The sequence below is a fragment of the Nonomuraea sp. NPDC003727 genome, from assembly GCF_053586935.1.
Window position 1 is genome coordinate 320,544 of the sequence record NZ_JBSFNE010000005.1, and the last position, 21,051, is coordinate 341,594.

Consider the following 21,051-nt stretch of genomic DNA (forward strand, 5'->3'; position numbering starts at 1 on the left):
CGAAGCATGATTGACCAGGCCATCCCGCGCCACAGTGCCGTCAGCGAGATGCCCGACGAGCTCCGCCGCGACGTGCGGCTGCTCGGCGAGCTGCTGGGCCAGGTGATCGCCGAGCAGGGCGGTCCCGGCCTCCTGGAGGATGTCGAACGCCTGCGCAAAGCGGTCATCGGCGCGCGCCGCGGCGAGGTGTCCCACGAGGACGTCGCGGCGATCGTAGGCGCATGGGAGATCGACCGGGCGGTCCAGATCGCCCGGGCGTTCACCTGCTACTTCCATCTGGCCAACCTGGCCGAGGAGCACTACCGCATCCGCACCCTGCGCGAGCGCGACACGGGTGAGGCCGTCCAGCGCGAGTCGCTGGCCTCCGCCGTCGAGGAACTGGGCAGCGACCGCGTCGCCGAGCTGGTCGAGGGCCTCGAACTGCACCCCGTGCTCACCGCGCACCCCACCGAGGCGCGCAGGCGCGCGGTCGTCACCGCCATCCAGCGCGTCAGCGGCCAGCTCACCGAGTACAACACCCCGGGGCGCGGCTCCTCCGAGCGGGCCGAGAGCAGGCGCAGGCTGCTGGAGGAGATCGACCTCCTCTGGCGTACGGCCCAGCTGCGCAACACCAAGCTCGACCCGCTCGACGAGGTGCGCACCGCGATGGCCGCCTTCGACGAGACGCTCTTCCGGGTGGTGCCCCAGGTCTACCGCTCGCTCGACGCCGCCCTCGGCCCCGGCACGGGCACCCGCGCGCCGCTGGCCAGGCCGTTCATTCGCTACGGGTCGTGGATCGGCGGCGACCGCGACGGCAACCCCAACGTCACCGCCAAGGTCACCCGCGAGGCCGTCCTCATCCAGGCCGAGCACGTGCTGACGGCGCTGGAGACCGCCACCGTCCGCATCGCCCGCACGCTCACCCCGGCCGCCCAGTTCACCCCGCCCTCCGCCGAGCTGCGCAAGGCGCTGGCCGCCGCCCAGGACTCCCACCCCGACCTGGTCTCCGAGCTGGCCACCCGCTCGCCGTCCGAGCCGCACCGGCAGTGGCTGCTGTTCGTCGGCGCCCGCGTGGGCGCCACCCGCAGGCGCGACCTCGACCTCGCCTACCGCGCGCCGTCCGACCTGCTGGCCGACCTGCGCCTCGCCCAGCAGTCGCTGATCGAGGCGGGCGCCGCCAGGCAGGCCTACGGCGAGCTGCAGCACCTCGTCTGGCAGGTCGAGACGTTCGGCTTCCACCTGGCCGAGCTGGAGGTGCGCCAGCACTCCCAGGTCCACGCCGCCGCGCTGGAGGAGATCCGCGCCGGCGGGCCGCTGTCGGAGCGCACCGAGGAGGTCCTGGCCACCATCCGGGTGATCGCCTGGATCCAGGAGCGCTTCGGCACCACCGCCTGCTCCCGCTACGTGGTGTCGTTCACCCGCGGCGCCGACGACATCGCCGCCGTCCACGAGCTGGCCTTCCACGCGCTGGGCGAGCGCGCGCCCGTCCTCGACGTGGTGCCGCTGTTCGAGTCGGGCCAGGACCTCGACAACTCCGCCGACGTGCTGGCCGGCATGCTCGACCTGCCCCAGGTGCGGCGCCGGCTGGCCGACAACGACCGCCGCCTGGAGGTCATGCTCGGCTACTCCGACTCCGCCAAGGAGCTCGGCCCCGCGGCGGCGACGATGAAGCTCTACGAGGCGCAGGAACGGCTGACCGCGTGGGCGCTGGCCAACGACGTCAAGCTCAGGCTCTTCCACGGTCGCGGCGGCGCGCTCGGCCGCGGCGGCGGCCCGGCCAACCGGGCGGTGCTCGCCCAGGCGCCCGGCTCGGTGGCGGGCAGGTTCAAGGTGACCGAGCAGGGCGAGGTCATCTTCGCCCGCTACGGCCACCAGGCCATCGCCCGCCGCCACATGGAGCAGGTCGCCAACGCCGTCCTGCTGGCCTCCTCGCCGACCGTCGGGGCGCGCACCGCGGCCGCCGCCGCCCGCTTCCGCGGCCTGGCCTCGCAGGTGGCCGCCGCCTCCGAGCGCGCCTACCGCGCGCTCACCGAGGCGCCCGGCTTCCCCGAGTGGTTCGCGCTGGTCAGCCCGCTGGAGGAGATCGGCTCGCTGCGTCTTGGCTCCCGTCCTGCGCGCCGCGGGCTCGGCGCCCCCCGCTCCCTCGACGACCTGCGCGCCATTCCGTGGGTGTTCGCCTGGGCGCAGACGCGGGTCAACCTGCCCGGCTGGTACGGCCTGGGCAGCGGCCTGGCCGCCGTCGAGGACCTTGGCGAGCTGCAGGCGGCCTACCGGGAGTGGCCGCTGTTCGCCTCGCTGCTCGACAACGTCGAGATGTCGCTGGCCAAGACCGACCGGTCCATCGCGGCCCGCTACCTCGCTCTGGGCGGCAGGACGGACTTCGCGGCGCAGGTGCTGGAGGAGTACGACAGGACCAGGCGCCTGGTGCTGTCGGTGACCGGGCACTCCCGGCTGCTGGAGAACAGGAAGGTCCTGTCGCGGGCCGTCCAGCTGCGCGACCCGTACGTGGACGCGCTCTCCCACCTGCAGCTGCGCGCGCTCACCGCCCTGCGGACCACCGACGACCTGACCGAGACCGAACGAGAACGGCTGTCGACGCTGCTGCTGCTGTCGGTGAACGGCGTCGCCGCGGGATTGCAGAACACCGGATGATCAGACTCGCCCACCCCGACGACCTGCCCGCCATCGAGAAGATCGTCGCCGCCGCCTACCAGCCGTGGGCGGAGGTCATCGGCATCCGCCCCAAGCCGATGGACGACGACTACGCCGCCCACCTCGCGGCCGGTCACGTGTTCGTCCTCGACGACCTGCGCGGCCTGATCGTGCTGGTGCCCGAGGACGGCGTGCTGTACGTGGACAACGTGGCGGTCCGGCCCGACCAGCACGGCCAGGGCCTGGGGAAACGGTTGCTCGCCTTCGCCGAGTCGCGGGCCGTGGCGTTGGGCCTGCCCGCGCTGCGGCTGATCACCAACGCCAAGATGACCCCGAACATCGCGCTCTACCGGCGGCTCGGCTACACCGTCACCTCGGTGGAGGCCGTCGGGCCGCGCGAGGTGGTCTTCATGCGCAAGGAGCTCTAGCCGGCCGAGCCGGCGAAAAACCCAACTACCGAAATATCCGGAAAAGCGGACGCTTGGCGTGCTTCCGGACCACAATGGCGGTGAGCGCCCGCACGCCAGGGCGCGATCCGCGCGTGCCCCAGGCCCTTCCCCCTCGCCCGGGGCCCGCGCGGCCTTCCGCAGGGCGGCCACCGGTCAGCGGCGGCCGCCCCGGGCGTCACCGCAGGTTCGTCAGGGCGCGCAGGCCGTACTCGACGGGGCCGTAGCGGTGCCCGCGCAGCCACCAGGCGCTCAGCGCCGCCAGCACCGCGTAGATCAGCGCGGCCACCCCCATCACCGCGATCGGTTCGAGCCGGCCGGCCAGCGCCAGGCCGTACCCGGTGAAGACCAGGCACATCAGCACCGACTGGCCGATGTAGTTGGACGCCGCCACCCGGCCGGGGCCGGACAGCACCGTGCCCACCAGGGGGAAGCGCCTGACCAGCTGGAGCAACGTGACCACGTAGGCGGCCGACAGGAACAGCGACGTGACGTTGTTGACCGCGACGCCGACCAGCACCCAGCTCCCCGACGCGGTGCTCGACCAGGTGAAGAACGCCGCCGCCGGCAGGCCGACGCCGAAGCCGACGAGCTGGATGCGCGGCACCAGGCGCGCCCACCGCTCCGGCTCCTCGAACAGCCGAGACTTGCCGGCCGCCATCCCGAACAGGAACAACGCCATCGCCATCGGCCCCTGCCCGAGCCAGACGAACAGCGCCAGCATCGGGTAGGTCTCGGCCTGGTAGGTCAGGAAGTCCAGCGGGCTCCCGGTGAACAGCGCCAGCGCCCTCGCGGCCTCGGTGGGGTCGGCGGCCTGGTCCGCGGCGGCGGTGGGGTCGAGCAGGGTCAGCCCGGCCAGCGCCAGCCAGAGCACCGTCAGCACACCGATGATCGTCACACCGGTGATGACGGCGGTTCGCGGGCGGACGTTGCGCATGGCCAGCAGGATCAACCCCAGGGCGGCGTAGAGGGTGAGGATGTCGCCGATCCACAGCAGGAAGCCCTGCGCCACGCCCAGCGCGAACAGGCCGAGGCAGCGGCGCAGCATGCGCCCCCTGACCTGGTCGCCCCACGAGCGCATCTGGAGGGTGAAGGAGTAGCCGAACAGGAAGGAGAAGATCACGTAGAACTTCGTCAGGACCAGAGTGGTGACGACCGAGGCCACGGCGCCTTCGGGGATCTGCGCCGCGCCTCCGGCGGCGGCGCCGGGGTCGGCGAAGAAGCCGATGTTCGCCAGCAGGATGCCGGCGAGGGCGAAGCCGCGGACGGCGTCTATCTCGTGGATGCGCCTGGTCGGGGGTGCCACGGTCTGCGTCATGACGACGACGCTAGAGATCGCCCGCGGCACGGCACATCGAACCTCGGGCCCTCGCGCATCCGACCAAAGTCGTCCCCGCCTTCGCCCTTCGGATCGCCAGGGACGCGCGGGTAGCCGTGGACGCGGAGCCCCCGGACACCCGCCACGGGTGCCCACAGAAGAACGGCCCGGCATCTCGCCATGCCGGGCCGTTCTCCGCCTGTGTCAGTGGGCCTTCACCAGGACCTCGGGCTCGTAGCAGGAGGGACCGTTCGGGCCACCGATCCGGACGGAGTCGAAGAAGTCGCGGTAGGTGCTGAAGAAGTTGCCCTTGCCGCCCGGAGAGGTCACCGCCGAGCAGCCGCCGTAGTTTGCCTCGGAGTACAGGTGGATGATCGAACTCGTACGGTTCCAGTCGGACTTGGCCCGGTCGGCCATGTTCAAAGCGGCGAGATCCGGCGTGTTGGCCTGGATCTCGATGATGTCACCCGTGCCGTCGAGGCCGGAGAACATGCAGTAGTAGCCGGCGCGGCAGCGGTCGTAGCCGTCGGCGGCGTGGGCGGGAGTGGTGGGCAGGATGGACAGCGCAACGGCCGCGATGGGAAACGCCAGCATGTGAAGCTTCTTGTCCACTACCTCTCCTTACCTGAAACTTTTCTTCGGCGAACGCCACGACCATACATGACCCGATCTTGCGGGAGAAGGGGCCGCGAACGGCTAGAGGGCGATGCGCTCCCTGCCGGCGTAGACGTTGCACCGCTCCTCGCGCAGGAACCCGACCAGCGTCATCCCGAACTCCCTGGCCAGCTCCACCGCCAGCGACGACGGCGCCGACACCGCGCACACCATCGGGATGCCGGCGGCCAGCGCCTTCTGCATGATCTCGTAGCTGGCCCTGCCGCTGACCATCAGCACGTGCCCGGCCAGGTCCGCGCCGGTCAGGGACGCCCATCCGACCAGCTTGTCGACCGCGTTGTGCCTGCCGACGTCCTCCCTGAGCGCCACCAGCGCGCCGTCGGCCGAGAACAGCCCGGCCGCGTGCAGGCCACCGGTCTTGCCGAAGCCGCCCTGAGCCTCCCTGAGCCGGTGCGGCATGCCGTACAGGGTCTCGGGGGTGATCGACAGCTCCCCCTGCGGCAGCGGGCGGCAGCGGTCGCGCAGCGCGTCGAGGCTGGCCGAGCCGCAGACCCCGCAGGCGCTGGAGGTGACGAAGTGCCGGTCGAGGGCCGGCAGGTCGGGAATCGGGCGGTCCAGCGCCACCGTGACGGTGTTGTAGCGGGCCTCCGGCGGCACGTCCTCGTCGGTGCAGTAGCCGATGGCTCTGATCTCGCCACGCCCGGCCACCCCCTCGCCGTGCAGGAACCCGGCCGCCAGCTCGAAGTCGTGGCCGGGCGTGCGCATGGTGATCGCCACGGTCCTGCGCTCGCCACCCGGGGAGGTGACGCGGATCTCCATGGGTTCCTCGGTGGCGAGGTGATCGCGCCGATCCCGGGCGGTCTTCCCGGACAGGACGGTGATCTGGGCGCGCGTGGTGGGCGTTGTCACCTTTCGTACCCTACGCAGGACCGTTCGCCGAGGTCGCCCCGTCCCCGCCGTCGAGCCGGCGAGGCTGCCGCCGGAGGTCCGTCGGAGTGGTCAGGGGCGCACGACCTTGGGGAAAGGTTGTGGTGCGCCCCGATACAGCGGCGCAGGGCGATGGGAGAGGATGGACAGGTGTCCGACTCACCTTTCACCGACCTCGACCGCCCGCCGCTGAACCAGGCGGCGCTCAGCCGCGCCCTGGTCAGGCCCGGCGGCCTGTGGACCGAGATCGCCGTCGTGGACCGTACCGGCTCCACCAACGCGGACCTCACCGAGCGTGCCAGGGCGGGTGCGCCGGAGGGCACGGTGCTGATCGCCGAGACGCAGGTCAAGGGCAGGGGCAGGCTGGGCAGGACCTGGAACGCGCCACCCCGGTCCGGGCTCACCTTCTCCGTGCTCCTGCGCCCCGGCGTGCCGCCCTCCCGGCAGGGCTGGCTGTCGCTGCTGTTCGGCGTGGCCGCCGCCTCCGCCGTCCGGCGTGTCGCCGAGCTGGACGTCAGGCTGAAGTGGCCGAACGACCTGCTGGTCGGCGATCGGAAGCTGGCGGGCATCCTGGCCGAGCGGATCGAGGACGGCGCGGTGATCATCGGCATGGGGCTGAACGTCTCGCTCCGCCCCGAGGAGTTGCCCGTCGAGACCGCCACCTCCATCGCCATCGAGCTCGGCGCCTCCACGGCCGAGCCCGACCGGGAGCGCGCCAGAGGCACCGACCGGGATCCCCTGATCAGGGCCATCCTGCGGGAGATCGAGACCCACTACCGCGACTGGATCGCGGTCGGCGGCGACCCCGACGCCGCGGGCCTGCGCGCCGCCTACCAGGCCTCGAGCGCCACGATCGGCCGCGAGGTGCGGGTGGAGCTGCCCGGCGAGCGCACGCTGACCGGCACGGCCACGGGCATCGACCCGTCCGGGCGACTGCAGGTCGGCGAGCAGACGCTCAGCGCGGGGGACGTGGTCCACGTTCGCCCGTCGTCATAGCGTTCGGCGAGGGGTCCGTGCCACGATTTCTGCCATGACTCTCCCGGATCACCACCTGACTCAGGGCGAACGCCGCATCCGGTCGTTCCACCCGCACTGGAAGCGGCTCGTCGGGCCCGCGGTCGCGCTCGTGCTCATCCTCGCCGCCATGGGCGCGGGCCTCTACCTGATCCCCGGCGACTGGGAGTTCGCGTTCTACGGCAGGGCGACGGTGATCGTCATCGCGGTCATCCTGCTGACGATCTGGTCGTTCGTCCCCTACCTGCAGTGGAAGAACACCGGCTACGTGCTCACCACGCACCGGTTCACGATCAGCACCGGCGTGCTGAACAAGTCGACCGACGAGATCCCCCTCACCAAGGTCAACTCGGTCAGCTCCGACCAGTCATTCGTCGAGCGCATCCTGGGCTGCGGCACGCTGACCGTCGAGTCGGCCAGCGACCAGGGCCAGCTCGCGCTGCGCGACATCCCGAAGATCCAGGATGTGCGGGCGGACCTGTTCCGCGCCGTCGAGGACGTCTCCGACGGTGCCGTCGACGGAAAGTAGACCTGCGCGATGAGGCCCACGGCGGAGGAGATCGAACGCCTGCTGGTCGGCACCACCGCCCGCTACACCAGGAGCGAGGTGGCCGGCGGGGCGGGCGTGTCGCAGGAGCTGGCCGAGCGGATCTGGCGCGCGCTCGGGTTCGCGACGCTCGCCGACGACGCCGTCGCCTTCTCCGACGCCGACGTGGTCACGCTGCGCAGGGTGCGCACGATGCTCGACAGCGGCCTGCTCGACGAGCCCACGGTGATCCGCCTGGCCAGGGCGCTGGGCCAGACCACCGCGCGGCTCGCCCAGTGGCAGGCCGAGATCATGATCGGGGCGCTGATGCCGGGCGAGAAGCCGTCCGACGGCGACCTCGCCAGGATCCTGGAGACGTCACAGCGGCTTCTTCCCGACTTCGAGCAGGTGCTCGTGCACGTCTGGCGGGCCCAGCTGGCCGCGGCCGGCACCCGCCTGCTCGCGATGGCCGACATCAACGACGAGCGGGTCCTCACCCGCGTGTCGATGGCCGTGGGCTTCGCCGACCTCGTCTCCTTCACCCGGCGGTCGAGGGAGCTGTCGGAGCGGGAGCTGGCCGAGCTCGTCGAGGGGTTCGAGTCGCGCGCCGCCGACGTGGTCGCCGCCCACGGCGCCCGGCTGGTCAAGACGCTGGGCGACGAGGTGCTGTTCACCGCGCCCACGCCCGCGCAGGCCGCCGAGATCGCGCTGGACCTCGTCGAGACGGGGGAGCTGCGCATCGGCATGGCCTACGGTCCCGTGCTGCCGATGATGGGCGACGTGTTCGGCACGACCGTCAACCTGGCCGCCAGGCTGACGGCCATCGCGCGGCCGGGCACCATCGTCATCGACGCCGAGCTGGCCGACGGGCTGGAAGGCGAGAACGTCGATCTGCACAGGATTCGCCGCCGGCCCGCACGAGGGCTCGGCGTGGTGCAGCCGTATGTCTTGCGAAGATCTTCGTCCTGAGCGGATGATGAGCGGCATGCCGTACGAAGTTCAGGGCGTCGTCGCCCGAGGTAAGGGGCAGGACGTCACCGTCGAGACGGTGCTGGTGCCGGATCCGGGGCCGGGCGAGGCGGTCGTGGCCGTGAAGGCGTGCGGGGTCTGCCACACCGACCTCCACTACCGGGAGGGCGGCATCAGCGACGACTACCCGTTCCTGCTCGGTCACGAGGCCGCCGGTGTCGTCGAGGCGGTCGGGGAGGGGGTCACCGGCCTGGCGCCCGGCGACTACGTGATCCTCAACTGGCGCGCGGTCTGCGGCAACTGCCGCGCCTGCCTGCGCGGCCGGCCCTGGTACTGCTTCGCCACCCACAACGCCGCGCAGAAGATGACGCTGAAGGACGGCACCGAGCTCAGCCCCGCGCTCGGCATCGGCGCGTTCATCGAGAAGACGCTGGTCGCGGCGGGGCAGTGCACCAAGGTGTCCGCCGAGGCGCCGCCCGAGGTGGCCGGCCTGCTCGGCTGCGGCGTGATGGCGGGCCTCGGCGCCGCGCTCAACACGGGCAACGTCTCGCGCGGCGACAGCGTGGCCGTCATCGGCTGTGGCGGCGTCGGCGACGCGGCCATCCTGGGCGCCTCCCTCGCCGGAGCCTCGAAGATCATCGCGATCGACGTCGACGACCGGAAGCTGGGCTGGGCCCGCGACTTCGGCGCCACCGACGTCGTGAACTCGCGCACGCAGGACCCCGTCGCCGCCGTCCGTGAGCTGACCGGCGGGTTCGGCGCCGACGTCGTCATCGAGGCGGTCGGCCGCCCCGAGACCTACGAGCAGGCCTTCTACGCCCGCGACCTGGCGGGCGTCGTCGTCCTGGTGGGCGTGCCGACGCCGGACATGCGGCTGGAGCTGCCCCTGCTGGACGTCTTCGGCCGCGGCGGCGCGCTGAAGTCCTCCTGGTACGGCGACTGCCTGCCCTCCCGCGACTTCCCCATGCTCATCGACCTCTACCTGCAGGGACGGCTCCCGCTCGACCGGTTCGTGTCGGAGACCATCGCCCTCGACCAGGTCGAGGACGCTTTCGCCCGGATGCACAGGGGCGAGGTCCTGCGCTCGGTGGTGACGCTGTGATCGACAGGGTCATCACCTCGGGCACGTTCTCCCTCGACGGCGGCACCTGGGATGTCGACAACAACGTCTGGCTGGTCGGCGACGCCCGCTCGGTGGTCGTCATCGACGCGGCCCACTCCGCCGACAGGATCGCCGAGCGGGTGGGCGGCAGGACCGTCACGGCGATCGTCTGCACCCACGCCCACAACGACCACATCAACGCCGCCGCCGCGCTGTCGGAGCTGACGGGCGCGCCGATCCTGCTGCATCCCGCCGACCAGCCGCTGTGGGAGATGGAGTACGGCGACGCGGTGCCGTACCGGCCGCTGGAGGACGGGCAGGTGCTGTCGGCGGGCGGGGTGGAGCTCCAGGTCATCCACACGCCGGGGCACGCGCCGGGCGCGGTGTGCCTCTACGCGCCCGAGCTCGGCGCGGTCTTCACCGGCGACACGCTGTTCGAGGGCGGTCCCGGCGCGACCGGCAGGTCGTTCTCCTCCAGGGAGACGCTGGTCGACTCGATCAGGACCAGGCTGCTGCCGCTGCCGAAGGAGACCGTCGTCCACACCGGGCACGGCGCCTCCACCACCATCGGCGCGGAGAGCGCGTCCTTCTAGGGGCTTCCTGAGTCCCTCTCCACACCTCCGGGGGGAGTGGCACCTCCCTCCGGAGGCGCACGCCGCGCGGCGCGGACGTCGTGGGCCGGCGTGTGCCGCCGGTGACGGGTACGCATGCGTGCCGGATCGCGCGAGAGCCGACGGGGATCATGAGGGCGCCGGCCGGGCGCTGCGTAGCCGGCTCGCTACCTGGCGAAACCTATCCCTGGAGGAGCAATGTCCTCTTATGGGGGATTTATGCCTGTGTCGCACCTCATGTAGGCAAGCCTAACCAACGTGAGTTATCTTAGGTGTGCCTAACCTTAAGGCTCCGTTCCTGCGAGAGGTCTGTCCCCCAATGTACGTATGCGTCTGCCGAGCCGTGACCGAGAACGAGGTCCACGACTGCATCGCCGCGGGCGCCAAGAGTGCACGGCAGATCCGCGACACCACGGGTGCCGGCAGCGACTGTGCCTCTTGCGTTCGCAAGATCTGTGCGATCCTGAAGCGGTCCGAGGACCTGATTCCGACCGCATAGCACGAGGGGCCCAGTTCAATGCAGGGCGACAAGCAGATCATCGAGCTGCTCAACGAGCAGCTGACCGCGGAGCTCACCGCTATCAACCAGTACTTCCTGCACGCGAAGATGCAGGAGAACTGGGGATACACGAGGCTGGCCAAGCACACGCGCGACGAGTCGATCGACGAGATGCGCCATGCCGAGAGGCTCACCGACCGCATCCTCTTTCTCGAAGGACTGCCCAACTACCAGCGGCTCGGCACCCTCCACATCGGCCAGACCGTGGAGGAGCAGCTCAGGGCCGACCTCGAGGTCGAGCTGAGCGTGGTCAACCGGCTCAAGCCGGCCATCCAGCTGATGCGCGAGAAGGGCGACACGACCTCCGCCCGCCTCTTCGAGGACATCCTCGAGGACGAAGAGCAGCACATCGACTACCTCGAGACCGAGCTGGGGCTCATCCAGAGCCTGGGCGAGCAGCTCTACCTCGCCCGCTACGCCGAGCCGCCGTCCGACTAGCCCGCACCAGGTCGCACCAGGCCGCCCCGCCCGCCGTGACGTCCGTTCCGGCGGGCGTTCGGCTGCCTTGGGTCTGCTATGCGTGACATGTCGGTTTTACTTTCGGCCCCGACACGCCGGTCCGGCCTCCCTCGGGCCGCCGTCCAGCCGTCCGGGCAAACCAGGCGCTTCCGGACGGCGTAGCGGCGGGAAGCGGAGTCCGCGGGAGTGGCGTGAAGGACGGACGGCCTGCGGTGACCACGGTGGCCGTGGGACGGCTTGCCGTACCGGAGGGAGGGACGGGGGCTTGCCGTACCGCAGACAAGAGCGGACGCTGGAGACCGGGGAATGTGTGGGGCATTAAACCCGCACTAGCCGTCATTTATCAGCGTTTGCCCAGGTCAATAGATAGGTCAAACGCGAGTCAAACCGCGCGCTGTGCCCGGGAAACGATCGCCTAAGGTCCTACGATCGCTTCATGACCTGCGTACTTCTCGCCGAGGATGACACCTCGATTTCCGAGCCACTCGCGCGCGCCCTGCGCCGCGAGGGCTACCAGGTTGAGGTGAGCCCCGACGGCCCGCAGGCCCTCGAGAGGGCTCTGTCGGGAGGCATCGACCTCATCGTTCTCGACCTTGGCCTGCCCGAGATGGACGGCCTCGAGGTCGCCCGCCGGATCCGCGCCGAAGGGCACGGCACGCCGGTGCTCATCCTCACCGCACGCGTCGACGAAGTCGACACCGTCGTCGGCCTCGACGCCGGTGCCGACGACTACGTCACCAAGCCCTTCCGCCTCGCCGAACTCCTCGCCCGCGTCCGGGCGCTGCTCCGGCGCGGCACGTCCGAGACCCCTGTCGTCCAGGGAGTCCGCATCGACGCCGACTCCCGTCGCGCGTGGATGGGCGAGAAGGAGCTCCACCTGACCACCAAGGAGTTCGACCTGCTGCGCGTCCTCGTGCGCGACGCCGGCAAGGTCGTCACCCGCGAACAGATCATGCGTGAAGTCTGGGACACCAACTGGTGGGGTTCCACCAAGACCCTCGACATGCACATCTCCTGGCTCCGGCGCAAGCTCGGCGACGATGCCGCCAAGCCGCGCTACATCACCACTGTCAGGGGAGTCGGCTTCCGATTCGAGCGAGAGTAGGCAGTGCGCCGCCGCCTACTCTCCTCCACCCTGGTCGTCGCGGTCATCGCGGTCCTCCTGCTCGGGGTGCCCCTGGGCGTGGTGGTCAGCCGGCTGATCGTCGAGGACGCCAACCAGCAGCTGAGGGCGGAGGCGACCCGCCTCGTGGGTGAGGTGGAATACGCCCGCATCCAGGAGACACCGCTCGACCCGCAGCAGCTGAAACAGAAGTATCCGGACCGATACATCCAGATCTATGTGAACGGCAACCCGCCGACGGCTACCGTCGTCGGCGCCTCCCCGCCGTCCGGCCACTCCATGCACGAGGAAGCCAAGTCGGACAGCGGCATCTACGTCAGGGTGAGCCGCGACAGGGACCAGGTGGAGCGAGACGTTCGTGCTCGCCTGCTCCTCATCGTGGCACTGGCCGCCGCGGCACTCGCGGTCGCGGTGGGTCTCGCCATCGTGCAGTCCCGCCGGCTCACCCTTCCCCTGCAGGACCTCGCCAAGATCGCTGACCGGCTGGGTTCCGGAGACGCTCGGCCCAGCAAGCACCGCTACGGCATCCCCGAGCTCGACCGCGTCGCCGAGGTGCTCGACCGCAGCGCCACCCGCATCTCCGACCTGATCACCCGCGAGCGCGAGTTCGCCACCGACGCCTCCCACCAGCTGCGCACCCCCCTCACCGGGCTCACCATGCGCCTGGAGGAGATCGTCGCCGCCTCCCACGATCCCGCGATCGTCCGCGAGGAGGGCGAGGCCGCCATCATCCAGGCCGAACGCCTCACCGCGGTCATCGACGAGCTGCTTGCCGCCGCCCGCCGCCAGCGGATCGCCCAGGCCGAGCCGATCTCCGTCGACGAGGTCCTCGTCCAGCAGGTCACCGAGTGGGAGCCCGCCTTCCGCCGCGCCGGCCGGTCGCTGTCCCTCGGCGGTGCCCGCGGCCTCAAGGCCCTCGCCACCGGCGGCGGTCTCGGCCAGGTCATCGCCTCGCTGCTGGAGAACTCCATCCAGCACGGCGGCGGCGCCGTCTCGGTGTCGACCAGCAGCAGCGACAACTACATCGTCATCGAGGTGGCCGACGAAGGGCCCGGCATCTCCGACGAGATCGCGCCCAAGGTCTTCGAACGGAACGTCAGCGGTGGCGGCGGCACCGGCCTCGGGCTCACGCTGGCCCGCGCGCTGGCCGCCGCGGACGGCGGGCGGCTCGAACTCGTGCGCCGCAGGCCGGCGGTGTTCGCGATCTTCCTGCGCCCGGCCGACAACCCGAGCCGCCGCGTGGTGACCGGCCCGGCCTGAACCGCTCGACACCCGGGCGCGCCGCCATGGAACGGCAGGTCATGGAGGGGGCGGCGCCCGGGCCCGTTTCGTGCGGCGAAGACCGGCGCCCGGGCCGCCGGAGCGCCGGAGACCGGCTCGACGCCGGAGGGCGGGGCAGTGGGGCTGACTGGCTCACGGCCCGGCGTCCGGATCTTCGGGGAGGCGACGTCCGGGGGCGGGTGATTCCGGGCAGCCGGAGTCCGGGGGAGGGCTAGCGTCGGGGGGAGACGGCCTCGGGCAGGCCGGTCGCGGGCTCGACGGGCGGGTCCTCGGGAGCGAGGAAGACCCACCGCTTGTAGGACCAGAACCGGAACAGCGTGCCGAACGCGACGCCGACGATCTTGGCGATGTTGTAGCTGAGCGGGTCCTGCAGGCCCAGCGTGTAGGTCGTGAACCCGATGCAGATCAGCGCGATCAGCAGCCCGATCCCGTTGAGCAGGAAGAACAGCGCGTACTCCCTGGCCAGCCCGCTCTGCTCCCGGTCCCGGAAGGTCCAGTAGCGGTTGCCGATGTAGGCGAACGTCGCCGAGATGCAGGTTGCCAGCACCGCGGAGACCAGCGGACCCCAGCCGAAGCCGAACCGGAAGAGGTTGGTCGCCCCCATGTCGACGAAGAAGGCGATGCCACCGATCGTCCCGAACTTCGCGAGCTCATGGATCAGGTGGACGACCCGGCTGTAGGCGCGTTTGAGGAACTCCACGTCTCCTGCACGGTCCTTTCCGGGTTCGCCAGCCGCACCCTCGAGCCGGCTCCGACGGCACCAGGTTACCGGCCACGGGTGGCGGCCGGGCGCGAAGACCCTGCAAAGCTACCCAGAGCACCATGCATCGCACACGCTCAACCAGCATTTCTTGAAATATCGTCTCATGGCGGTTGTGTGAACCGCCTGGCCGTTACGCCGGCGCGCAGGTCGCGCGGACAGGCGTTCCGCGACGGACGGCGCGCGACCACCCTTACGCCGGCGCGCAGGTCGCGGGGACCGAGGTTCCGCCGGACGGTATGCTTCGGGCACGTGAGCAGCACCTCTTCGCATGTCGGCCCCGTGGTGGGCGTTGTCGGGGCGGGCCAGCTGGCCCGCATGATGCAGCAGGCCGCCATCCCGCTCGGTGTCGAGCTGCGCCTCCTCGCCAACGCGCGGGACGAGAGCGCGGCCAAGGTGATCGTCGACACCAGGCTGGGCGACTACCGTGATCTGGCCGTCCTGCGCGAGTTCGCCGCGGGCTGCGACGCCGTCACCTTCGACCACGAGCACGTCCCGACCGAGCACATCAAGGCGCTGGCCGACGAGGGCGTCGAGGTGCATCCCGGTGCCGACGCGCTGGTCCACGCCCAGGACAAGGCGGAGATGCGCAGGCGGCTGAGCGAGTTCGGCGCGCCGTGCCCCGCCTGGCGGACCGTGGAGACGGTCGCCGACGTCGAGGAGTTCGCCGGGGAGAACGGCTGGCCGGTCGTGCTCAAGGCGGTCAGGGGCGGCTACGACGGTCGCGGCGTGTGGGTGTGCGCCGACGCGGCCGAGGCCGCCGAGGTGGTCGCGACCGGCGTCGCGCTGCTCGCCGAGGCGTTCGTGCCGTTCGAGCGGGAGCTGGCCGTGCTGGTCGCGCGCTCGCCCCACGGTCAGGGCGTCAGCTATCCGGTGGTGGAGACCGTCCAGGAGAACGGCATCTGCGTCGAGGTCCTGGCCCCCGCGCCGAACCTCGACCCCGAGGACGCCGCCCAGGCCCAGCGCATCGCGCTGAAGATCGCCGACGAGCTGGACGTGACCGGCCTGCTGGCGGTCGAGATGTTCGAGACGGCCGACGGGCTCGTGGTCAACGAGCTGGCCATGCGTCCGCACAACAGCGGCCACTGGACGATCGAGGGCGCCCGCACCTCACAGTTCGAGCAGCACCTGCGGGCGGTGCTCGACCTGCCGCTCGGCTCACCCTCGCTGGCCGCGCCCTACGTCGTCATGGCGAACCTGCTCGGCGGCGACGACCCCGCCATCTTCAAGCGCTACGAGCACGTGATGGCCCACGACCCGGGCGTCAAAGTGCACTTCTACGGCAAGGAGGTACGGCCGGGGCGCAAGATCGGGCATGTCACCGTTCTCGGCACCGACCTCGACGACGCGCGGGCCCGCGCCAAGCACGCGGCCGTCTACCTCACCACCGGAGAGTACGCATGATCGGCATCGTGATGGGCAGCGACTCCGACTGGCCGGTCATGAGGCTGGCCGCGGAGGCCGTGGCCGAGTTCGGCGTGCCGTTCGAGGCCGACGTGGTCTCCGCGCACCGCATGCCGGCCGAGATGATCGAGTACGGCAGGCAGGCCGCGGCCCGCGGCGTCCAGGTGATCATCGCGGGCGCCGGTGGCGCGGCGCACCTGCCCGGCATGCTGGCCTCGGTCACGCCGTTGCCGGTGATCGGTGTGCCGGTGCCGCTGAAGTACCTCGACGGCATGGACTCCCTGCTGTCCATCGTGCAGATGCCCGCGGGCGTGCCCGTGGCGACGGTCGCGATCGGCGGGGCGCGCAACGCGGGGCTGCTGGCCGTCCGCATTCTGGCCGCCTCCGACGCGGCGCTGCGCGGGCGGATGGAGGCCTTCCAGGAGACCCTGCGCGACCAGGCGCACGCCAAGGGCGAGAAGCTGCGCGCCGAGGCGGCGGAGATGGGCCGCTAGCTCAGCGGTCGTGGCCGAGCGCGGATCGCCGCGCGGCACCGCGGCTCCCGTGGGCGCAGGATCGGCGGGAAAGCCGTCGGGCGGCGGGCGCAGGGTCGGCCGGAAAGCCGCCGGCCGGAAAGCCGCCGGCCGGAAAGCCGCTGGGGGAAAGCCGTCGGCCGGAAAGCCGTCGGCCGGAAAGCCGTCGGGCGGCGGGCGCAGGGTGCGCCGCCGCCCGGGGAACGAAAGGGACTACGGGCGGCCGAGGGCGCGGTAGTGCCAGCCGGCGGAGCGCCAGGCCTCGGAGTTGAGCGCGTTGCGCCCGTCGACGATCTTGCGGGTGGCGACCACCTCGCCGAGCTCCTCCGGGTCCAGCTCGACGAACTCCTGCCACTCGGTCAGCAGCAGCACCACGTGGGCGCCGCGCACCGCGTCGAGCGCCGACTCGCCGTAGGACAGCTCGGGGTGCGCCTTGCGGGCGTTGGTCAGCGCGATCGGGTCGTAGACGGTGACCTGCCCGCCCTGCTGCCCGATCGTCACGGCGACGTCGAGCGCGGGGGAGTCGCGGATGTCGTCCGAGTTCGGCTTGAAGGCCGCGCCCAGCACGCCGACCGTGCACCCGCGGAACGAGCCGCCCGCCAGCTCCCGTGCCAGGTCGACCATCCGCGCCCGCCGGCGCATGTTGATGGCGTCGACCTCGCGCAGGAACGTCAGCGCCTGGTCGGCGCCCAGCTCGCCGGCCCGCGCCATGAACGCGCGGATGTCCTTGGGCAGGCAGCCGCCGCCGAACCCGAGGCCCGGGTTGAGGAAGCGGCCGCCGATCCTGTCGTCGAACGACAGCGCCCTGGACAGCTGCTGCACGTCGGCGTGGGAGGCCTCACACACCTCGGCCATCGCGTTGATGAAGGAGATCTTGGTGGCCAGGAACGCGTTGGCCGCGCTCTTGACCAGCTCGGACGTCGGGTAGTCGGTGACCACCATCGGGATGTCGCCGAGCGGCTCGTAAACCTCGCGCAGGATCTTCTCGGCGTGCGCGGAGGCGACGCCGATGACGATGCGGTCGGGCTTGAGCGTGTCCTGGACGGCGAAGCCCTCGCGCAGGAACTCGGGGTTCCAGGCCAGTTCGGCGGCGGCGTTGACCGGCGCCAGGCGCGCGAGCTTGGCGGCCAGGCGGGCCGCGGTGCCGACGGGGACCGTCGACTTACCGACGACCAGGCACTCCCTTTCCAGGTACGGCGCGAGCGACTCGACGGCCGCGTCGAGGAAGGACACGTCGGCGGCGTATTCGCCCTGCTTCTGCGGTGTGCCCAGGCAGAGGAAATGAACGTCACCGAACGCGCCGGCCTCCTCGTAGGAGGTGGTGAAGCGCAACCGTCCCGACGCGAGCCCTCGCCTCAGGATCTCTTCCAGACCGGGTTCGTGGATCGGCAGCTCACCGCTCTGCAGCCGGCGGATCTTGTCCGCGTCGATGTCAAGGCCGAGAACCTCGAAGCCGAGGTCCGCCATACAGGCCGCGTGAGTGATGCCGAGATACCCGGTTCCGATCACCGTAAGGCGATATGGCACGAGTGAGCTCCTTTCATCGCCAAGGCATGTTACCGGTCCCCGTAACTTCCACTGTGCCACCTGGGTAAACCGACAAATCGTACCGACTGGTAACAAGATGCTTGGACGTCCTAGTATTCGAGGTATGACCTACGCCCTCACCGAGGAGCACGAGATGCTCCGCGAGACCGTCCGTGCCCTCGCCGCTGAGAAGATCGCGCCCCGCGCCGCCGAGGCCGACGAGCGCGAGGAGTTCCCGTGGGACGTCTACAAGTCGCTCGTGGCCGCTGACCTCCACGCGATCCATGTCCCCGAGGAGTACGGCGGTGCGGGCGGCGACGCGCTCGCCGCGGTCATCGTCATCGAGGAGGTGGCCCGCGCCTGCGCCTCCTCGTCGCTGATCCCCGCCGTCAACAAGCTGGGCACCGTCCCGCTGCTGCTGTCGGCCTCGGAGGAACTGAAGGCCGCTTACCTGAGGCCGGTCGCGACGGGTGAGGCGATGTTCTCGTACGCCCTGTCCGAGCCCGAGGCGGGATCCGACGCGGCGGCCATGAAGACCCGCGCGGTCCTCGACGGCGACCACTACGTCCTCAACGGCGTCAAGATGTGGATCACCAACGCGGGCATCTCCGAGTACTACACGGTCATGGCCGTCACCGACCCCTCCGCGGGCGCGCGCGGCATCTCCGCCTTCGTCGTCGAGAAGTCGGACGAGGGCGTCTCCTTCGGGCCCAAGGAGCGCAAGCTCGGCATCAAGGCCTCGCCGACGCGCCAGGTCATCCTCGAGGACGTGCGCATCCCGGCGTCCCGCATGATCGGCGCGCCCGGGACCGGCTTCAAGACCGCCCTGGCGACCCTCGACCACACCCGCGTCACGATCGCCGCCCAGGCGCTGGGCATCGCCCAGGGCGCCCTCGACTACGCGATCGGGTACGTGAAGGAGCGCAAGCAGTTCGGCAAGGCGATCGCCGAGTTCCAGGGTCTGCAGTTCATGATCGCGGACATGGGGATGAAGCTGGAGGCGGCCCGCCAGCTGACCTACCACGCGGCGGCCAAGTCGGAGCTGGCGATGCACGGTCAGCCGCAGAAGGACCTGACGTTCCTGTCGAGCGCGGCCAAGTGCGCGGCCTCCGACGCGGCGATGGAGATCACGACCGACGCGGTGCAGCTGCTGGGCGGGTACGGGTACACCCGCGAGTTCCCGGTCGAGCGGATGATGCGCGACGCCAAGATCACCCAGATCTACGAGGGCACCAACCAGATCCAGCGCATGGTCATGGCCAGGCAGCTCCTGAAGTAGGGGTTGAGCTGCGCAAACCCGGTTCCTTTCGGTGAGGGGGCCGGGTTTCGCGCGTTCGCGAAGATCCTCCTGAACTATCCCCCTGTTCCGTGGGTACGCGCCCGCATGATCCGGGTGTGCAGGGCGTCGGGGTCGGGGACCAGGTCGCGGGCGGCCAGCCACGCGGCGGCGCACGCCGCGTCGCCCGCCACCGTCACCGGGGCGTGCCAGTGCCGGGCCAACCGGTCCCGTACGGCGTGGCCGAGCGGGCCACCCCTGGTCAGCACGCTCCCCGCCAGGACGATCGGGCTGGTCTCCCCCCGCGCGCGTACCTTGGCGACGGTGTCGACCAGATGGCCGGCCGCCTGCGTGATCAGGTTCGCGGCGGCGGCGTCCCCGGCTTCGGCCGCGGCGGTGACGAGCGGTGCCAGCTCGGCGAGCGCCAGGGGCGCGCGGGCGTGGACCGCCCGTATCACCTGGTCCACCCGATCTGGACCGAGTGGCGTTCCCGTGGTCTCCAGCAGCCGTTCCACCACGATCTCCGCCAGACTCCCGTACGGGGGCGCACCGTGGCGCAGCGTGTCGAGCACCCTGCCGACCGCCTGGCGGCCGAGCCAGAAGCCGGAGCCGGTGTCGCCGAGCAGCCAGCCGTAGCCGTCGGAGACCGCTGCGGCCGAGCGGTTCGTGATGTCCGCGGCGATCGCTCCCGTCCCCGAGATCAGCGCCGTTCCCGAAGGGGCCGCCGTTCCGGCGCTGAAGGCGATCTCGACGTCCCCCACCACGCGGGGCGACACGCCGAGTCCCAGTGCGGACCAGAGCTCGGTCAGATCGCCGGGAGAGGCCGAGAAGCCGGCCACGCCGGCCACCGCCGCGCGTACCGACGCCGGGTCGCGGGTGCCCAACGCCTGACGTACCGCCGACGCGAGGTTCGACCGGGCGGTGGCCGCGCCGTGCGCGGTGGGGTTGCCGCCTCCGGAGCGGCCGTAGCCGACGGGGTCCCCATCGAGGGTGTGGACCGCGCAGCGGGATGATGTGCCGCCCGCGTCGATGCCGAGAACCAGGTCCATATCCCGACATCTTGGGGCTTGACGCGACCTGGAGGCAATACTAACTTTCATCAACACTTGCTCGGAATGAAAGGATCTATCGTGATCATTGGTCGGATCCAGGCGGAGCTGGACCGCCTACCCGAGGCGCTTCGCCGGATCGGGCAGACGATCCTGGCTGATCCCATCGCGGTGACCAGGGTGACCAGCCCGGTGCTGGCCGAGCAGAGCGGCACCTCGCCCGCCGCGGTGACCCGCTTCTGCCGCCAGTTCGGCTTCGCCGGCTTCGCGGATCTGCGGGTGGCGCTGGCCACCGAGACCGGCCGTGCCGAGCAGGCCAAATGGGACGTCGCGGTCGGCCACGAGATCGGCCCGGACGACCCGGTGGAGACGGTGATCCAGTCGGTGGCCGCCGCGGACACGCGCCTCATCCAGGAGACCGCCGCCCAGTTGGACGCGGCCACCGTCGTCGCGGTCGCCGACGCGGTCGTGGCGGCAAACCGGGTGATCCTGTTCGGCTCCTCCTCCAGCGGTGTGGTCGCCCAGTTCATCGGCGGCCACCTGCGCAGGATCGGACTGCCCTGCTGGGCGCACGCCGACCCGCACGAGGGGTTGGCCGACGCCGCGATGCTGCGCGCGGGCGACGTCGTCATCGGCGTCTCCCACCAGGGCCGCACGAGTGAGGTCCTGGAGATCGTGGGGGAGGCGGGCGACCACGGCGCGACCACGGTCGCGGTCACCTCCTTCCCGCGCTCGCCTCTGGCGACGCTGGCGGACCACACGCTGATCACCGGCAGCCCCGAGGTGACGCTGCGTCCGGTCAGCCTCCAGGCCGTGCACTCCCAGCTCTACGTGCTGGACACGCTCTTCGTCGCTGTGGCCCAGCGCACTCAGGAGCGCACCAATGAAGCCTTCCGGCGCACTATCCAGGCGCTGGAAGGCCACCGAGTCGAAAGGAACTGA

Annotated in this window: 21 protein-coding genes; 15 read left to right on the top strand and 6 right to left on the bottom strand. The window is 71.0% G+C overall.

Annotated features, from left to right (window positions below):
* The first annotated feature begins 6 nt into the window (after window positions 1–6).
* Window positions 7–2,631 carry a phosphoenolpyruvate carboxylase gene (locus ACWDLG_RS15665; RefSeq protein ID WP_449920269.1) on the top strand — a complete coding sequence of 875 codons (2,625 nt, stop codon included), beginning with the start codon at window positions 7–9 and terminating at the stop codon, window positions 2,629–2,631.
* Window positions 2,628–3,059: a GNAT family N-acetyltransferase gene (locus ACWDLG_RS15670; protein WP_449920272.1), complete on the top strand. Its 432-nt coding sequence runs from the start codon at window positions 2,628–2,630 to the stop codon at window positions 3,057–3,059. Before ACWDLG_RS15665 ends, ACWDLG_RS15670 begins: the two co-directional genes overlap by 4 nt.
* Before the next feature lie 196 nt (window positions 3,060–3,255).
* On the opposite strand, the gene ACWDLG_RS15675 is transcribed toward ACWDLG_RS15670, so the two are convergent.
* The 3 genes from ACWDLG_RS15675 to fdhD all read right to left on the bottom strand — a co-directional run bounded on the left by ACWDLG_RS15675 (window position 3,256) and on the right by fdhD (window position 5,919).
* Entirely contained in the window at window positions 3,256–4,395 is a 1,140-nt protein-coding gene (locus ACWDLG_RS15675; protein WP_449920274.1) for a DUF418 domain-containing protein, read from the bottom strand.
* A gap of 204 nt (window positions 4,396–4,599) precedes the next feature.
* The gene (locus ACWDLG_RS15680; protein ID WP_354906104.1) at window positions 4,600–5,007 is read right to left on the bottom strand and encodes a peptidase inhibitor family I36 protein; all 408 of its coding nucleotides are present in this window, start codon (window positions 5,005–5,007) and stop codon (window positions 4,600–4,602) included.
* Between the two features lie 84 nt (window positions 5,008–5,091).
* Window positions 5,092–5,919 carry a formate dehydrogenase accessory sulfurtransferase FdhD gene (gene fdhD / locus ACWDLG_RS15685; RefSeq protein WP_449920278.1) on the bottom strand — a complete coding sequence of 276 codons (828 nt, stop codon included), beginning with the start codon at window positions 5,917–5,919 and terminating at the stop codon, window positions 5,092–5,094.
* A gap of 168 nt (window positions 5,920–6,087) precedes the next feature.
* Between fdhD and ACWDLG_RS15690 the strand changes: the two genes are divergently transcribed.
* The 9 genes from ACWDLG_RS15690 to ACWDLG_RS15730 all read left to right on the top strand — a co-directional run bounded on the left by ACWDLG_RS15690 (window position 6,088) and on the right by ACWDLG_RS15730 (window position 13,560).
* On the top strand, window positions 6,088–6,933 hold the full coding sequence (locus ACWDLG_RS15690) for a biotin--[acetyl-CoA-carboxylase] ligase (RefSeq protein WP_449920281.1): 846 nt from the start codon (window positions 6,088–6,090) through the stop codon (window positions 6,931–6,933).
* A gap of 34 nt (window positions 6,934–6,967) precedes the next feature.
* Complete coding sequence (locus ACWDLG_RS15695; protein ID WP_449920284.1) at window positions 6,968–7,480, top strand: PH domain-containing protein; 513 nt, start codon at window positions 6,968–6,970, stop codon at window positions 7,478–7,480.
* Between the two features lie 9 nt (window positions 7,481–7,489).
* On the top strand, window positions 7,490–8,446 hold the full coding sequence (locus ACWDLG_RS15700; protein ID WP_449920286.1) for an adenylate/guanylate cyclase domain-containing protein: 957 nt from the start codon (window positions 7,490–7,492) through the stop codon (window positions 8,444–8,446).
* 16 nt (window positions 8,447–8,462) lie between these two features.
* On the top strand, window positions 8,463–9,548 hold the full coding sequence (locus ACWDLG_RS15705) for an S-(hydroxymethyl)mycothiol dehydrogenase (protein WP_449920288.1): 1,086 nt from the start codon (window positions 8,463–8,465) through the stop codon (window positions 9,546–9,548).
* Window positions 9,545–10,141, top strand: a complete 597-nt coding sequence (locus ACWDLG_RS15710) for an MBL fold metallo-hydrolase (RefSeq protein WP_354906096.1) — start codon at window positions 9,545–9,547, stop codon at window positions 10,139–10,141. Before ACWDLG_RS15705 ends, ACWDLG_RS15710 begins: the two co-directional genes overlap by 4 nt.
* A gap of 337 nt (window positions 10,142–10,478) precedes the next feature.
* Complete coding sequence (locus tag ACWDLG_RS15715) at window positions 10,479–10,658, top strand: (2Fe-2S)-binding protein (RefSeq protein ID WP_354906094.1); 180 nt, start codon at window positions 10,479–10,481, stop codon at window positions 10,656–10,658.
* 18 nt (window positions 10,659–10,676) lie between these two features.
* Window positions 10,677–11,156, top strand: a complete 480-nt coding sequence (gene bfr, locus ACWDLG_RS15720; protein WP_354906092.1) for a bacterioferritin — start codon at window positions 10,677–10,679, stop codon at window positions 11,154–11,156.
* Window positions 11,157–11,613: 457 nt separating this feature from the next.
* Window positions 11,614–12,282 carry a response regulator transcription factor gene (locus tag ACWDLG_RS15725; RefSeq protein WP_043620820.1) on the top strand — a complete coding sequence of 223 codons (669 nt, stop codon included), beginning with the start codon at window positions 11,614–11,616 and terminating at the stop codon, window positions 12,280–12,282.
* Between the two features lie 3 nt (window positions 12,283–12,285).
* Window positions 12,286–13,560, top strand: coding sequence for an ATP-binding protein (locus tag ACWDLG_RS15730; protein WP_354906091.1), 1,275 nt, complete (start codon window positions 12,286–12,288; stop codon window positions 13,558–13,560).
* A 232-nt stretch (window positions 13,561–13,792) separates the two neighbouring features.
* Here the strand turns inward: ACWDLG_RS15730 and ACWDLG_RS15735 are convergent, their stop codons facing one another.
* Window positions 13,793–14,281, bottom strand: coding sequence for a GtrA family protein (locus ACWDLG_RS15735; protein ID WP_449920293.1), 489 nt, complete (start codon window positions 14,279–14,281; stop codon window positions 13,793–13,795).
* Window positions 14,282–14,593: 312 nt separating this feature from the next.
* On the opposite strand from ACWDLG_RS15735, the gene ACWDLG_RS15740 reads away from it, so the two are divergent.
* On the top strand, window positions 14,594–15,745 hold the full coding sequence (locus tag ACWDLG_RS15740; RefSeq protein WP_449920296.1) for a 5-(carboxyamino)imidazole ribonucleotide synthase: 1,152 nt from the start codon (window positions 14,594–14,596) through the stop codon (window positions 15,743–15,745).
* On the top strand, window positions 15,742–16,239 hold the full coding sequence (gene purE, locus ACWDLG_RS15745; RefSeq protein ID WP_449920299.1) for a 5-(carboxyamino)imidazole ribonucleotide mutase: 498 nt from the start codon (window positions 15,742–15,744) through the stop codon (window positions 16,237–16,239). Before ACWDLG_RS15740 ends, purE begins: the two co-directional genes overlap by 4 nt.
* Window positions 16,240–16,470: 231 nt before the next feature.
* Here the strand turns inward: purE and ACWDLG_RS15750 are convergent, their stop codons facing one another.
* Entirely contained in the window at window positions 16,471–17,784 is a 1,314-nt protein-coding gene (locus tag ACWDLG_RS15750; RefSeq protein ID WP_449920301.1) for a UDP-glucose dehydrogenase family protein, read from the bottom strand.
* A gap of 124 nt (window positions 17,785–17,908) precedes the next feature.
* Here ACWDLG_RS15750 and ACWDLG_RS15755 point away from each other — a divergent pair, with 124 nt between their 5' ends.
* On the top strand, window positions 17,909–19,063 hold the full coding sequence (locus ACWDLG_RS15755) for an acyl-CoA dehydrogenase family protein (protein ID WP_449920303.1): 1,155 nt from the start codon (window positions 17,909–17,911) through the stop codon (window positions 19,061–19,063).
* 74 nt (window positions 19,064–19,137) lie between these two features.
* Here the strand turns inward: ACWDLG_RS15755 and ACWDLG_RS15760 are convergent, their stop codons facing one another.
* A complete protein-coding gene (locus tag ACWDLG_RS15760) occupies window positions 19,138–20,109 on the bottom strand; it encodes an N-acetylglucosamine kinase (RefSeq protein WP_449920304.1) in 972 nt (323 codons plus the stop codon).
* A gap of 81 nt (window positions 20,110–20,190) precedes the next feature.
* Here ACWDLG_RS15760 and ACWDLG_RS15765 point away from each other — a divergent pair, with 81 nt between their 5' ends.
* Window positions 20,191–21,051, top strand: coding sequence for a MurR/RpiR family transcriptional regulator (locus ACWDLG_RS15765; RefSeq protein ID WP_449920306.1), 861 nt, complete (start codon window positions 20,191–20,193; stop codon window positions 21,049–21,051).

What these genes read in the sequence shown, in the direction of transcription:
- ACWDLG_RS15675 (WP_449920274.1), bottom strand. Translation starts at nt 4,395, where the DNA reads ATGACGCAGACCGTGGCACCCCCGACCAGGCGCATCCACGAGATAGAC.
- ACWDLG_RS15665 (WP_449920269.1), top strand. Translation starts at nt 7, where the DNA reads ATGATTGACCAGGCCATCCCGCGCCACAGTGCCGTCAGCGAGATGCCC.
- bfr (WP_354906092.1), top strand. Translation starts at nt 10,677, where the DNA reads ATGCAGGGCGACAAGCAGATCATCGAGCTGCTCAACGAGCAGCTGACC.
- ACWDLG_RS15695 (WP_449920284.1), top strand. Translation starts at nt 6,968, where the DNA reads ATGACTCTCCCGGATCACCACCTGACTCAGGGCGAACGCCGCATCCGG.
- ACWDLG_RS15700 (WP_449920286.1), top strand. Translation starts at nt 7,490, where the DNA reads ATGAGGCCCACGGCGGAGGAGATCGAACGCCTGCTGGTCGGCACCACC.
- ACWDLG_RS15715 (WP_354906094.1), top strand. Translation starts at nt 10,479, where the DNA reads ATGTACGTATGCGTCTGCCGAGCCGTGACCGAGAACGAGGTCCACGAC.
- ACWDLG_RS15670 (WP_449920272.1), top strand. Translation starts at nt 2,628, where the DNA reads ATGATCAGACTCGCCCACCCCGACGACCTGCCCGCCATCGAGAAGATC.
- ACWDLG_RS15760 (WP_449920304.1), bottom strand. Translation starts at nt 20,109, where the DNA reads ATGGACCTGGTTCTCGGCATCGACGCGGGCGGCACATCATCCCGCTGC.
- purE (WP_449920299.1), top strand. Translation starts at nt 15,742, where the DNA reads ATGATCGGCATCGTGATGGGCAGCGACTCCGACTGGCCGGTCATGAGG.
- ACWDLG_RS15725 (WP_043620820.1), top strand. Translation starts at nt 11,614, where the DNA reads ATGACCTGCGTACTTCTCGCCGAGGATGACACCTCGATTTCCGAGCCA.
- ACWDLG_RS15755 (WP_449920303.1), top strand. Translation starts at nt 17,909, where the DNA reads ATGACCTACGCCCTCACCGAGGAGCACGAGATGCTCCGCGAGACCGTC.
- ACWDLG_RS15705 (WP_449920288.1), top strand. Translation starts at nt 8,463, where the DNA reads ATGCCGTACGAAGTTCAGGGCGTCGTCGCCCGAGGTAAGGGGCAGGAC.